Source organism: Streptomyces hazeniae (assembly GCF_031845485.1).
Taxonomy (GTDB): Bacteria; Actinomycetota; Actinomycetes; order Streptomycetales; family Streptomycetaceae; genus Streptomyces; species Streptomyces hazeniae.
On record NZ_JAVREQ010000007.1, the window covers coordinates 77,924 to 90,542 of the forward strand.

Below are 12,619 nucleotides of genomic sequence, written 5' to 3' on the forward strand. Positions count from 1 at the left end.
AGCGGATGACCCGACCGGGCGGCCGCGACGGTGTCACCCGGGGGAGCCGGAGGCCACCGCGTAGAAGGCCACGGCGGCGGCCGCGGCGACGTTGAGGGAGTCCACGCCGGCCGCCATGGGGATGCGCACGCGCCGGTCCGCGGCACGCTGGGCGCGCTGCGTGAGGCCGTCGCCCTCGGCGCCGAGCAGCAGCGCGACCCGCGCGCCGGCCCGGACGGAGGCGACCTCGCCGAGCGGCTCCGCGCCGCCGTCCGGCGTGAGGGCGAGCACCTCGAACCCCGCGGCGCGCACCGTGTCGAGGCCCTGCGGCCAGGCGTCGAGGCGGGCGTAGGGGACGGAGAAGACCGCGCCCATCGAGACCTTCACCGAACGCCGGTACAGCGGGTCCGCGCAGGACGGCGACAGCAGCACCGCGTCCATGCCCAGGGCCGCCGCGCTGCGGAAGATCGCACCGATGTTGGTGTGGTCGTTCACGGCCTCCATCACGGCGACGCGCCGCGCGCCGTCGAGGAGCCGGGCCGGTGCGGGCAACGGTCTGCGTTCCATGGAGGCGAGGGCGCCGCGGTGCACGTGGTAGCCGGTGACCTGTTCGGCCAGTTCGGGGCTGACGACGTACACGGGGGCGGTCGCGGCGGTGATGACGTCGGCCATCGCGTCGGCCCACTTGGGCGTCAGCAGCATCGACCGCATGCGGTAGCCGGCCTGCAGGGCGCGGCGGACGACCTTCTCGCCCTCGGCGATGAAGAGGCCCTCGGCGGGTTCGCGGCGGCGCCGCAGTTCGACGTCGGTGAGGGAGACGTAGTCGTGCAGACGGGGGTCGTCGGCGCGGGTGAGAGTGAGTGGTTCGGGCATCGGCCGGTCAGCCCTCCGCGCCGACGCCGACGACCGGACCGACGACGATGACGGCGGGCGGCCGTACGCCCTCGGCCTCGACGACGCCGGCCACGGTCGCCAGCGTGGCGTCGACGCGCCGCTCGGCGGCCATGGTGCCTTCCTGGACGACGGCGACGGGCGTGTCCGGGGCGCGGCCGTGCCGCACGAGGGTGGCGGCGATGGCGCCGATCTTCTCGACGGCCATGAGCAGCACGAGGGTGCCGCGCAGCCGCGCGAGGGCTTCCCAGTCGACGAGGGACTGCGGGTCGTCGGGGGCGACGTGACCGCTGGCGACGGTGAACTCGTGGGCGACGCCCCGGTGGGTGACGGGGATGCCGACGGCCGCGGGGACGCTGACGGAGCTGGAGATGCCCGGCACCACCGTGACCGGGATGCCTTCACGGGTGAGCTGCTGGACCTCCTCCATGCCGCGGCCGAAGACATAGGGGTCGCCGCCCTTGAGCCGGACGACGAAGCGTCCGGCGCGGGCGTGTGCGACGAGGGCGTCGTTGATGGCCTGCTGCGCCATGGCGCGGCCGTAGGGGATCTTCGCGGCGTCGATGACCTCGACGTGCGGCGGGAGTTCGTCGAGCAGGTCGCGCGGGCCGAGGCGGTCGGCGACGACGACGTCCGCCTCGGCGAGCAGGCGGCGGCCGCGCACGGTGATGAGGTCGCGGTCGCCGGGGCCGCCGCCGACGAGGGCGACGCCGCCGGAACGGGCACGGCGGTGCGGCGCGCCGAGACTGCCGTCCCGGAGGCCGTCGACGATGGCGTCGCGCAGCGCGGCGGAGCGGCGCGGGTCGCGGCCGGTGAGGACGGCGACGGTGACACCTGAGGTGCGTCCGGTGGCGGGCGTCCAGGCGGTGGCGGCCTCGGCGTCGTCGCTGCGCACGGCCCACACGCGGTGGGCCTCGGCCTCGGCGGAGGCGCGGGTGTTGGCGGCGTCGTCGTCGGTGGCGATGAGCGCGTACCAGGCGTCGGCGAGGTCGCCTTCGCGGTAGCGGCGCCGCTCCCAGGTGATCTCGCCGGCCTCCGCCATGGCTTCGACGGAGGGCGTGGCGGAGGGCGAGATCACGGTGATGTCCGCGCCCGCCGCGACCAGCGCGGGAAGACGGCGCTGGGTGACGGTGCCGCCGCCGAGGACCACGACGCGGCGTCCGGCCAGGCGCAGGCCGACGGGGTAGGCGGGAGTGTCGGGCATCGCGTGCGGCTCTCCTTGCGGGATGGCGCGGTGCCGCTGCGGCGTCGGAGCGGCGGGTGAGGTGCGGTCGGGCGGTGCCGCGCGCTCCCGGCGGTGCTCGCCCGGCCGGATGGTCCCGGCCTGCGGGAACGCGTGGGACACAGCTTATGGCGGGGCGGCTCGGGGTGCTGTACCGCGGATCACTCGCCGACGGGTCCGGGCGCCGGAGAGGTGCGGCGCTCCGGACCCGTCGGAGGGGTCAGTTCTTCTCGGTGACGCCCGCCGAGTCGAACGTGGCGACCTCGTGCATGGCGCGGGCGGCGCTCTGCACCATGGGAAGGGCGAGCAGCGCCCCGGTGCCCTCGCCGAGGCGCAGGTCGAGGTCGATCAGCGGGCGCAGGCCGAGCTTGGTGAGTGCGGCGACGTGCCCGGGTTCGGCGCTGCGGTGGCCGGCGATGCAGGCGGCGAGGGCCTCGGGTGCGATCTGCCGGGCGACCAGGGCGGCGGCTCCGGCGCTGACGCCGTCCAGGACGACCGGGGTGCGCAGCGAGGCGCCGCCCAGGATCATGCCGGTCAGCGCGGCGTGTTCGAGTCCGCCGACGGCGGCGAGCATGCCGATCGGGTCGGCCGGGTCGGGCTGGTGCAGCGCGAGCGCCCGCCGGACGACGTCGATCTTCCGGGTGTGCGTCTCGTCGTCGATGCCGGTGCCGCGTCCGGTGACGTCGGCGGGGTCGGCACCGGTGCAGGCGGCGATCAGGGCTGCGGAGGCCGTGGTGTTGGCGATGCCCATCTCGCCGGTGACGAGCGCCTTGTTGCCGGCGGCGACGAGGTCGCGGGCGGTCTCGATACCGACCTCGAGGGCACGCAGCACCTCCTCGTGGGTGAGGGCCGGGCCCTGTGTCATGTCGGCGGTCCCGGGGCGGACCTTCCGCGGCAGCAGGCCGGGCGAGGCGGGGAGTTCGGCCGCCACGCCCACGTCGACGACGCAGACCTCGGCACCGACCTGGCCGGCGAAGGCGTTGCAGACGGCGCCGCCGCCGAGGAAGTTGGCGACCATCTGCGCCGTCACCTCCTGCGGCCAGGGGGTGACGCCCTGGGCGTGCACACCGTGGTCGCCCGCGAAGACGGCGACGGCGGCGGGCTCGGGCACGGGCGGCGGGCACTGCCGGGACAGCCCGCAGAGCTGCGCGGAGATGATCTCCAGCATGCCCAGCGCGCCGGCGGGCTTGGTCATCCGCTTCTGGCGTTCCCACGCCTCGCCGAGCGCCTTGGCGTCCAGCGGGCGGATCTTCTGGAGCGTCTCGGCGAGCAGGTCGTGGGGTTCGGCCCCGGGCAGGGCGCGGCGGCCGTAGGACTCCTCGTGCACGACCCAGGACAGCGGGCGGCGCTTGGACCAGCCGGCCTGCATCAGCTCGGGTTCGGCCGGGAACTCGTCGACGTAGCCGATGCACAGGTAGGCGACGACGTCGAGGTGCTCGGGCAGGTCGAGGGTGCGGACCATCTCGCGCTCGTCGAAGAAGCTGACCCAGCCGACACCGAGGCCCTCGGCGCGGGCGGCGAGCCACAGGTTCTCCACCGCGAGGGCGGAGGAGTAGGGCGCCATCTGGGGCTGGGTGTGGCGCCCGAGGGTGTGCCGGCCGCCGCGGGTGGGATCGGCGGTGACGACGATGTTGACCGGCGTGTCGAGGATCGCCTCGATCTTCAGTTCCTTGAACTGCTTGGCGCGCGCCTTGGGCAGCGTCCTGGCGTACGCCTCCCGCTGGCGCTGCGCGAGTTCGTGCATGGTCCGCCGGGTCTCCTCCGAGCGGATCACGACGAAGTCCCAGGGCTGGCTGTGGCCGACGCTGGGTGCGGTGTGCGCCGCCTCCAGGACGCGGAGCAGCACCTCGTGCGGGATCGGGTCGGGCCGGAAACCGTTGCGGATGTCGCGGCGTTCGCGCATGAGGCGGTGCACGGCCTCGCGGTCCGCCTCGTCGTAGCCGGGGGCGGCGGGCCCGCGGTCGGCCGCGGGCGCGGCCTCGGCGGGCGGCTCCTCTGCGGGATCGGTGGCGGGGTCGGCGGCCGGATCCTCCGTGTCCTCGGCGGCCTCGGCCGGGGGCTCCTGGACGGTCGGCTCGTCGGTGGGAGCACCCCCGTCGGACGGCGTGGCGTCGGAAGCCGTACCGTCCTCGCTTATGGGCGGAGCGGTGTCGGCCGGGACCTCGGGATCGGCTGCCGCGGCGGGTTCCGCCGGGGAGGGCGGGTCGACCGGTTCCGCGGGCGGTTCTTCGCCGCCGGTCGCCGCCGGGACGATGACCGCCGCGGGCTCTTCCGCGACGGCGTCGTCGGCCGGTGCCTCACCGACGGGGGCGACGGGCGCCTCCGGCGCGGTGGCGGTCTCGTCTGCGGCCGCCGGGCCGGGATCGTCGGCGGCGGGTGCCGGGCCGGGCCCGGGGGTGTCCAGCAGGTCGTCCCCGTGTGCGCGAGGCGGGGGGACGACCGGCCCGGCCTGCTCGAGCGCGGGTTCCCCGGCCGTCCCCGTCGACGGCACGTCGGCCGGCGCGCCGGTCTGCGCGACGTCGGCATGGGCTGCCGCGTCCTCGGCGCCGTGCGGCGCCGCGGTCTCGGCGGGCCCGGACTGCGCGTCCGCACCCTGCTCTGCGGTCTGCTCTGCTGCCTCGGGCTGCGCCTCGGTGGATGCCGCCGCCGAAGCGGCCGCCTCCTCGGTGCCGGCACGGCCGGCCCGTTCCGCCCCGGTGGCCGCGTCCTGCTCGGGTGCGTCCGGTGCGACGACGGGGTGCTCCGGTGCGGCGACGACCGGCGCCGGGGGCTCCGCCACCGCGGGGGCGGGCTGCTCGGGGGGCTCGGGCACGGCGGCGAGGTCGGGGCCCGGCAGCGGCACGGCGGCCAGGTCGGGGCCCGGGAGCGGCTCGGCGGCCGCGTCGTAGCCGGCGGCGGGCTCCTGCGCCGGGGCCGCGAACGGTTCCTGCGCGGGAGCGGCGGTCCACGGCTCGCTCTGGGAGGGCTCCTGGCCGAGCTGGGGGCCCGGCAGCGTCTCGCCGGCGGGGTAGCCCGCATCCAGGTACTCCGGACCGGGGGCGGCGGGGGCCGCCTGCTCCCCGGGGTACGGCACGGGCGGCGTGACGTGGACGGACGGCTGGGCCGGCGGCGGGGAGCTGGGGCCGCGGTCGGCGAGCGTGCGCACGGCGCCGGACTGCTCGGGCACCGGCGGGCCGAGGTGCAGCGGGCGGCGCGGCTGGTTCTGCTGCGCGGCAGGCTGCTGGGGCGGATGCACGGCGTGCTGGACGTCGTACTGACCCGAGGAGGACTGCCCGTCGCTCCACGCGCTCTGCGCACCCGGCATCAGCAGGTCCTCGTCGTCCCCGAGCGCCTCGGCGTGGACCGCGTGCGGGTCGTGGACCGCGTGCGGGTCGTGGTCGGCGTAGGCGTATCCGCCGTGGACGGCCGCCGTGGGCTGCGGCTGCTCCGGCTGTGCGTCCGCGTACCCCGGCAGTTCCTCGCCGGGGACCTGGCCGCTGTCGGTCATGCGTACCCCTCGCCCCATCCGTAGTCCCTCATCACCCACCCGGCGGATGACCGCCGCGCCCCAGGAGGAAGAACGAGCGCGCGCTCGTTGCGGCACGTGTCTCCGCCGGCGCCCGCCGGACATCGCTGGACGAATCCTCACGTGTCCGGGGCGGTACAACGGTCCATCAGCCTACCTGCCGCGGGCGGCCGAACCGGCCACGGGTGAGTGAGAAGCGGCACTTCGCCGCCGGTGCCTCGCCAAGTGCGGTACGGGGCACGGGCGGTGGCGGCGGCCGGCGGTCAGCCGCGTACGCCCGAGAGCAGGAAGACGACCGTGCGTTCGGTCTCCTGCCAGCGTTCGGTGTCCAGTTCGACGGACTGGAGCAGGGCGCACTCGACGGTGTACCCGCCGTCGGCGAGGGCGCGGCCGACGGCCTCCGCCTCGTCGCGCGTGGCGGCGTGCGTGACGATGCGGGCCGGCCTCCGGTCGGCGACCGCGGCGACCGTACGGATGCCGCCGCCGCCCACCCGGACGACGTCCGGCTCGGGCAGTTCCTCGAGGATCTGCGGGGCCGCGCCGGAGACGGTCTGCACCTGCACTCCGAACCGGCGCGCGGCAGAGGTGACGCGGGCGCAGGCGCGCGCGTCCCGGTCGACGGCGATGACGGCGGCACCGAAGCGCGCGGCCTCGACGGCGAGGGCGCCGGTGCCGCAGCCGATGTCCCACACCAGGTCGCCGGGGCGGGGGCCCAGCCGGGCGAGTTGAGCGGCGCGCAGCCGGTCCGAGGCACCGGCGGAGGGCGGCGTCTCCTGCTCGGGGAAGGCCGAGGGCGGCAGCGCCCAGCCGCGCGGTCCGCGCTGGTGGCCGGGCTCCTGGCCGGCGCGCCACGCGCCGTCCTGGTCGCCGCTCTCCCCCGCCGGGCTTCCGCCCACCACGATGACGACGTTGGGGTCGCGCCAGGTGTGGTCGGCCGCCTTGTCGGAGGTCAGCACGCTGACCTCTTCCGCATCGGTCCCGAGGGCCTCGCAGACCACGAAGGTGCGGTGCACGTCGCCGAGCATCAGCGCGAGTTCGGCGGGGCCGGCTCCGGGCGAGGTGAGCACCGCGACCTTGGCGTGCGCACGGCAGACGTTGACGGCGCGTCGCAGGGTGCGGCTCTGGGCGACGACGACCTGCGCGTCGTCCCAGGGCATGCCGGCGCGCGCGAACGCGGAGGCCACCGCGGACACGGCGGGCGCGACCTCGACCTCGAGGCCGTACTCGGGAGCGCGCAGCGTCCGCACGACGCCGAAGAAGCCGGGGTCGCCGTCGGCGAGCACGACGGCGGTGCCGCGGTGCCGGGCGATCCGGCGGGCGGCGAGGGCGACGCTGCCGAGCCGGATCCGTTCCGCCTTCTCCGGGACCTCCGGGAGAGCGAGGTGGTGGGCGGCGCCGGCGACGAGGGTGGCCGCGCCGAGTGCGGCGCGCGCGGAGTCGCTCAGCGGGGAACCGTCCCAACCGATCACGGTGACGCGGTCGGCCATCGGCGGGTCACTCCTGGTGTGGGCGCGGAGGCGGGGGCGTGCCGAAGACTACCGCCGGGAGCCCGTCGCGGACCCGCCGGGTGCGGGCGGGCCCGGACGGGCGCGGGCGTGGAGCGCCGGGCGGAGAGGCCGGGGGCCCGGAGGCCGCCCGCACAGGGGAGGCTCAGCTCCAGTCGGCGTAGGGAACCGTTCCGCCCGCCTCGGCCATGCGCTCGGGCAGCCCGTCCAGGTCCTCGGGGAGCAGGCTCCACACGATGAGGTCGGTGCGGGCCTCGGTCCAGCCGGTGTCGGCGTCGCGGGCGCGGGTGATCCAGGCATTGCGCAGCACGCCCTCGCTGACGCAGCCCAGCTTCTGCGCGACCTGCTGGGCCGCGGTGTTGTCGGCGGCGGTGCGCAGTTCCAGCCGTTCGAACTTCTGGTCCTGGAAGAGCCACTGGACGAGGGCGAGGACGGACTCGCAGGCGTAGCCCTCGCCGCGTGCCCAGGGCGCGGTGGCGTAGGTGACCTCGGTGGTGCGCAGCCGCCAGTCGGTGCGCTTGAGCCGGACGCTGCCGACCAGGCGCTGGGTGAGGAACTCGGTGACGGCGAAGACGATCCCGTCGCCGCGGGTGCGGGACGCGGGGGCGCGGCGGGTGACCCAGTCCCGGGCGTCGGCGTCGGTGTAGGGGGCGGGTGCGGAGTTCCGGGAGGCGACGAGTTCGTCGTTCATCATCTCGGTCAGCGCGGGAACGTCGGCCTCGTCGAAGGGGCGCAGCACCAGCCGTTCCGTGCTGATCGAGATGTCCGGAAAGGTGGGTGTCATGCGCCGCTCCATGCCGATGCCTTGGGGATCTGGGCGGGTCCCAGGGGTTGCAGCAGTGCACAAGCATGCAGCATGCGGCGGCGGTTGTGCAGCGCCGGGCCCGGGTTGGGGGCGGGGTCCGGCGCCTCGGGTCGACTTGTCGACGTCGCGACTGGCGGTGCGGGATGGGTCCGGGACCGCCCCGAGCCCGTGGCGCCCCACGCGTCGCCACGGACCGTCACCGTCGGTGACGTGGACGCAGGGACAGGAGGCCCCGGCACCGGCCGTCCGTAAGCAACGCCGCGTCGGATTCCGCTCGGGGCGGGCAGGGGTCGCGGGTGGCCGGCCGGGGACGGCTCCTAGACTCGGAGCATGCTCACCCCGCTGACGGTCACGCTCGCCGTGGCCGCGCTGCTGCTGGCCGCCTGGTGCGGTCACGCGGCCTACCGCGACCAACCGACCAAGGACTGGCACTTCATCGGCATGGCGGTGGTGACGCTGCTCGCGCTGGTCCAGCTTGTGATCGGCGTCGTCCAGCTGGCGACGGGGGGCGAGCCCGTCGGCGGTACAGCGGTCTTCGTGGCCTACCTGGTGGGGGTGCTGTGCTGCGTCCCCGCGGTGGCGGTGGTGTCGCTGTCGGAGCGGACCCGTTGGGGCTCGGTCACCGTGGCGGCGGGTGCGGTGGTGCTGGCGGTGCTCCAGGCACGGCTGCACGAGGTGTGGGGAGGCGGCGGTGCCTGACCGCGCGGACCGCGGCACGCGCGCCGAACAGCTGTGGCGACGGCGTACGGCCGGGCGCGGGCGCGGTCTGCCGGGCATCGGCACCGGCCCGGGCCGGCTGCTGGTCACCCTCTACGCGATCTTCGCGGTCGGCGCCACCTCGCGCGCGGTCTTCGAGCTGACCACGAAGTACGGCGAGGCGCCGCTGGCCTACGTGCTGTCGGCGGTGGCGGCGGTGGTGTACGTGTTCATCACCTTCTCGCTGGTCCGCGGCGGGGAGGGCGCCCGCCGCCTCGCGCTGGTCTGCTGTTCGGCGGAACTGCTCGGGGTCCTCGTGGTGGGCACCTGGACGCTCGTGGATCCGGCCGCCTTCCCGGACAGCACCGTGTGGTCGGACTACGGCATGGGCTACCTCTTCCTGCCGCTGGCCCTGCCGGTGACCGGCATGCTGTGGCTGCGCCGCTCGCGGCAGGGCCGCGCGGTCTGACCGTCGCGTGCCGTCCGGCGGGCACGGCCGGAGACGGTCGGACCGCGCGGCTCAGGCTCCGGTGGTGAAGGCCTGCGCGGAGGCCTCCTTCTCCATCGTGACCAGGGTGACGCGCCCCGGCCCGGTGTCGGTCTCGGTGCCGACGGCCGCGTAACCGCAGCGCCGGTAGAGGCGCAGATTCAGCTCGCTGCGGCGCCCGGTACGCAGCCGGTAGCGCTTCGCGGCGCGCTCGGCGGCCAGCCGTTCCTCGATCCGGGTGAGCAGCCTGCCGCCCAGGCCGTGGCGGCGCATCCGGGGGTGCACACAGAGCCTGCTGATGGCGGCGGTGGAGTCGGCGTCGACGGTGGCCCGCACGGAGCCCACGACCTCGTCGCCCAGTCTCGCGACGAGTACGCAGCCGCCGGACAGTTCGCCGCGCAGGTCGGCGAGGGTCTGGGTGAGCGGCTCGATGCGCCAGTCCCCGTAGAGCTCGGCCTCCGACTGGTAGCAGAGGTACTGGAGTTTGAGGATCTGTTCGGCGTCGTCGTCGGTCGCCGCCGAGATGGTCACGCTCGTGCCCATGCGCATGCCCTCCCGATCGCTGGTGTCGGCGGGGCGCGCGGTGCGGGAGCCGCGCCCACGCCCGTGCCCTGGTGGCCCAGGTCGCCTACCGCACCCTTCCCCGGACGGCCGGGGCGGCAACCTCCGCGCTGAGCATTCTGCGCAGGCAGGCCAGGCAGCGGGAACGCAGCGGGCCGATGCTGCCCTGTGAGATTCCCGACGCGGCGGCGATCTCCCGGTAGGTGCGGTCGCCGTCGTCCAGCAGTGCCGCGAGCACCTGGGGGCAGCGGCCGGGCAGCCGGGCGACGGCCGTGTGCAGCACGTGCCGTCGTTCGGAGGCCAGGAGCGGTGCCTCCGCGGCGGTCGCGGGGTCGTGGTAGCCGTCGGCGGCGAGCACGGAGGCGGGGCCGGGCGGGGACGGAGGGCCGTACGGCTGCTCGTGCAGGGGCACTTCGCGGCGGCTGCGCCGCCGGGCTTGCCGCATCTCGGCCCGCACGGCGGTGCGGAGCCAGACGGCGGGGGCGGACGGCGGGGCGCCCTCCCGGACGTGCTCCAGCCAGCGCAGGCGCACCGCCTGGCGCACGTCGTCGGGATCGGCGCCGGTGCCGTGCGACTCGGCGGTGCACTCCGCCGCCAGCAGGACGTCGAGATGCGCGGGGAGTTCGCGGGTGGTCATGTCCGCCGTGACGGCCGGGCACCCGCCGCGGTTTCCGCCGCCGGGCGCGCTCACTCCCGCGGGTGGCCTTCCCCGGCGCGTACGGGCGAACCGCACACGCCGGGGGTGACGCCGGACGCCGGCGAGGAACCGGCCGCCGCCGTCAGGGACTTCGGTGGTCGCCCGGCTTCAGCGGTCGCGGAAGTCCTCTGCGGCGAGCAGGCCCGTGTCGGGGTTGTCGGTGAAGATCGCGTCGATGCCGGTCGCGAAGTAGGCACGGAAGGCGCCGAACGCGTCGCCGTACGCGTTCGGGTCCTCGCCCCGGCGGAACTCCGTGGGCAGGAAGGCGTTCTCGTTCCGCATGGTGTACGGGTGCAGCACGAGTCCCTGCGCGTGGGCGTCGCGGACGAGGGTGGTGGGCTCCCCGAGGGAGCCGTCCGCGTTCTTCGGGATGACCAGGTCGGCGACCGGGCCGATGCCGCGGGCGAAGCCCGCGATCCATTCCAGGCCCTCGGGCGTGACCAGGTCGGCCACCGTGCGCGGGTCGCCGGCCTGCTCGAAGTCCCACGGCCGGGAGTCCGCCGTCCACAGCAGCACCACACCGGAGCAGTCCACCAGGCGGTGCATCCGCTCGATGCTGCTGGGCTCGAAGGACTGCACGAAGTTGGGGGCGTGGCGCCGGTGGCGGCCGAAGCGGCGCAGCAGCCGGGCGAGACGCTCCTCCAGACCGAGGTCGAGGGAGCGGAAGTAGGAGGGGTGCTTCGTCTCGATGTGCAGCCACACCGGGCGGCGACGGCGCCGGCCTTCCTCCTCGGCCCAGCGCAGCACCTCCTCGAAGGACGGCACCTGCCAGCGGCCGTCGTAGAGGGTGTTGTGCTGCCGCCGCTCCGGGAGACGTTCCACGGCGCGCAGGGTCTTGAGCTCGGCGAGGGTGAAGTCCTCGGTGAACCAGCCGGTGATCTCGGTGCCGTCGATGGACTTGGTGGTGTGGCGGCCCGCGAACTCGGGGTGGTCCGCGACGTCCGTGGTGCCGGTGATGTCGTTCTCGTGGCGGCACACCAGGTGGCCGTCGCGCGTGGCGACGAGGTCCTGCTCGATGACGTCGGCGCCCATGTCCAGGGCGAGCTGGTAGGCCCCGAGGGTGTGCTCGGGCCGGTAGCCGCTGGCGCCGCGGTGGGCGACGACCGCGGGCACGGGCAGGCGGTGCCGTCCGCCACGGCCGGAGCGGTCCGTTCCGCGGTCGTCGGCCCGCGCGGTGCCGGCGGCGCCGAGGGCCGCCGCCCCGGCTCCGAGGGCCGCGGCGCCCAACACGCTTCTGCGGCCGGGACGCTGGTGGTCGTCCATGCGCTCTCCCCTGTTGCGTCGGTCTTCCGTCGGTGCACGTCGTCCGCTTCGGTCGCGGGCGGCGGGCCGATGGTAGGGGCGGCGGGGTCCCGGCGGGAGACGGCGGGCCGAACATGGCGGAAACAGCACGGGCGGACCGGCGCCGGGCACGGGCCGGTTCGGCTCGCGGGGCCCTCGGCGAGTATCGTCCTCACCTGCGTGGCGCCATCGGACGGGCCGCGTCACAGACGTCGACCGGAGGATCCGTTGTCCCGCTTCCTGCTGATCAAGACGGTGCTCGGCTCGGTGCTGCGCCTGCTGTTGCGGCCGCAGGTGGAGAACGCGGAGCGCATCCCCGGCAGCGGGCCGGTCATTCTGGCGGGCAACCACCTGACGTTCATCGACTCGATGATCCTGCCGGTGGTGACCCGCCGTCAGGTTTTCTTCATCGGGAAGGACGAGTACGTCACCGGCAAGGGGCTCAAGGGCCGTCTCATGGCGTGGTTCTTCACCGGCGTGGGGATGATCCCGGTGGACCGGGACGGCGGGCGCGGCGGTGTCGCGGCGCTGATGACCGGGCGCCGGGTGCTGGACGGCGGCAACGTCTTCGGCATCTACCCGGAGGGCACCCGCTCCCCCGACGGCCGCCTGTACCGGGGCCGCACCGGGATCGCCCGGCTGGCGCTGATGACGGGCGCGCCGGTGGTGCCGTTCGCGATGATCGGCACCGATCGGGTGCAGCCCGGCGGCAGCGGGCTGCCGCGCGTCGGCGGCGGCCGCCGCATCCGGGTGCGCTTCGGCGAGCCGCTGGACTTCTCCCGCTACGAGGGCATGGACCGCGACCGCTACGTGCTGCGCGCCGTGACCGACGAGGTGATGAGCGAGGTCAGGGAGCTGTCCGGTCAGGAGTACGTGGACATGTACGCCACCAAGGCGCGGGCGGCCTGACCCCGCGGACGCGGCGCACGGTGCCTGCTCCCGGCCCCGGCCCGTCGCGGCTGCGCCCGGCCGGGGCGGAACGGCGGGCGG

The 12,619-nt window shown here is 75.6% G+C and carries 11 protein-coding genes; 3 read left to right on the forward strand and 8 right to left on the reverse strand.

All coding sequences use genetic code 11. The features are described 5' to 3' along the window. Positions 1 to 33: 33 nt before the first annotated feature. The 5 genes from RM572_RS10220 to RM572_RS10240 form a co-directional block, all read right to left on the reverse strand. Positions 34 to 852, reverse strand: coding sequence for a TrmH family RNA methyltransferase (locus RM572_RS10220; RefSeq protein ID WP_311672948.1), 819 nt, complete (start codon positions 850 to 852; stop codon positions 34 to 36). Positions 853 to 859: 7 nt separating this feature from the next. After that, positions 860 to 2,074, reverse strand: coding sequence for a uroporphyrinogen-III C-methyltransferase (gene cobA, locus RM572_RS10225; RefSeq protein ID WP_311672949.1), 1,215 nt, complete (start codon positions 2,072 to 2,074; stop codon positions 860 to 862). Between the two features lie 238 nt (positions 2,075 to 2,312). Beyond that, a complete protein-coding gene (cobT, locus tag RM572_RS10230; RefSeq protein ID WP_311672950.1) occupies positions 2,313 to 5,579 on the reverse strand; it encodes a nicotinate-nucleotide--dimethylbenzimidazole phosphoribosyltransferase in 3,267 nt (1,088 codons plus the stop codon). Between the two features lie 281 nt (positions 5,580 to 5,860). Next, positions 5,861 to 7,084: a precorrin-6y C5,15-methyltransferase (decarboxylating) subunit CbiE gene (gene cbiE / locus RM572_RS10235; RefSeq protein ID WP_311672951.1), complete on the reverse strand. Its 1,224-nt coding sequence runs from the start codon at positions 7,082 to 7,084 to the stop codon at positions 5,861 to 5,863. 163 nt (positions 7,085 to 7,247) lie between these two features. Next, positions 7,248 to 7,886, reverse strand: a complete 639-nt coding sequence (locus RM572_RS10240; protein ID WP_311672952.1) for a GNAT family N-acetyltransferase — start codon at positions 7,884 to 7,886, stop codon at positions 7,248 to 7,250. A gap of 351 nt (positions 7,887 to 8,237) precedes the next feature. On the opposite strand from RM572_RS10240, the gene RM572_RS10245 reads away from it, so the two are divergent. After that, positions 8,238 to 8,606, forward strand: coding sequence for a hypothetical protein (locus RM572_RS10245; RefSeq protein ID WP_027762680.1), 369 nt, complete (start codon positions 8,238 to 8,240; stop codon positions 8,604 to 8,606). 31 nt (positions 8,607 to 8,637) lie between these two features. Beyond that, positions 8,638 to 9,072, forward strand: coding sequence for a hypothetical protein (locus tag RM572_RS10250; protein ID WP_311673082.1), 435 nt, complete (start codon positions 8,638 to 8,640; stop codon positions 9,070 to 9,072). Positions 9,073 to 9,123: 51 nt separating this feature from the next. On the opposite strand, the gene RM572_RS10255 is transcribed toward RM572_RS10250, so the two are convergent. From RM572_RS10255 to RM572_RS10265, 3 genes are all read right to left on the reverse strand, one after another. Further along, positions 9,124 to 9,633 carry a GNAT family N-acetyltransferase gene (locus RM572_RS10255; RefSeq protein WP_311672953.1) on the reverse strand — a complete coding sequence of 170 codons (510 nt, stop codon included), beginning with the start codon at positions 9,631 to 9,633 and terminating at the stop codon, positions 9,124 to 9,126. A gap of 85 nt (positions 9,634 to 9,718) precedes the next feature. Continuing rightward, positions 9,719 to 10,288 carry an RNA polymerase sigma factor gene (locus RM572_RS10260; RefSeq protein WP_311672954.1) on the reverse strand — a complete coding sequence of 190 codons (570 nt, stop codon included), beginning with the start codon at positions 10,286 to 10,288 and terminating at the stop codon, positions 9,719 to 9,721. Positions 10,289 to 10,456: 168 nt separating this feature from the next. Further along, the gene (locus RM572_RS10265) at positions 10,457 to 11,611 is read right to left on the reverse strand and encodes a glycerophosphodiester phosphodiesterase (protein ID WP_311672955.1); all 1,155 of its coding nucleotides are present in this window, start codon (positions 11,609 to 11,611) and stop codon (positions 10,457 to 10,459) included. 246 nt (positions 11,612 to 11,857) lie between these two features. On the opposite strand from RM572_RS10265, the gene RM572_RS10270 reads away from it, so the two are divergent. Beyond that, positions 11,858 to 12,538, forward strand: a complete 681-nt coding sequence (locus RM572_RS10270) for a lysophospholipid acyltransferase family protein (protein ID WP_136184971.1) — start codon at positions 11,858 to 11,860, stop codon at positions 12,536 to 12,538. Positions 12,539 to 12,619 lie beyond the last annotated feature (81 nt).

What these genes read in the sequence shown, in the direction of transcription:
- RM572_RS10255 (WP_311672953.1), bottom strand. Translation starts at nt 9,633, where the DNA reads ATGGGCACGAGCGTGACCATCTCGGCGGCGACCGACGACGACGCCGAA.
- cbiE (WP_311672951.1), bottom strand. Translation starts at nt 7,084, where the DNA reads ATGGCCGACCGCGTCACCGTGATCGGTTGGGACGGTTCCCCGCTGAGC.
- cobA (WP_311672949.1), bottom strand. Translation starts at nt 2,074, where the DNA reads ATGCCCGACACTCCCGCCTACCCCGTCGGCCTGCGCCTGGCCGGACGC.
- RM572_RS10245 (WP_027762680.1), top strand. Translation starts at nt 8,238, where the DNA reads ATGCTCACCCCGCTGACGGTCACGCTCGCCGTGGCCGCGCTGCTGCTG.
- RM572_RS10260 (WP_311672954.1), bottom strand. Translation starts at nt 10,288, where the DNA reads ATGACCACCCGCGAACTCCCCGCGCATCTCGACGTCCTGCTGGCGGCG.
- RM572_RS10220 (WP_311672948.1), bottom strand. Translation starts at nt 852, where the DNA reads ATGCCCGAACCACTCACTCTCACCCGCGCCGACGACCCCCGTCTGCAC.
- cobT (WP_311672950.1), bottom strand. Translation starts at nt 5,579, where the DNA reads ATGACCGACAGCGGCCAGGTCCCCGGCGAGGAACTGCCGGGGTACGCG.
- RM572_RS10265 (WP_311672955.1), bottom strand. Translation starts at nt 11,611, where the DNA reads ATGGACGACCACCAGCGTCCCGGCCGCAGAAGCGTGTTGGGCGCCGCG.
- RM572_RS10240 (WP_311672952.1), bottom strand. Translation starts at nt 7,886, where the DNA reads ATGACACCCACCTTTCCGGACATCTCGATCAGCACGGAACGGCTGGTG.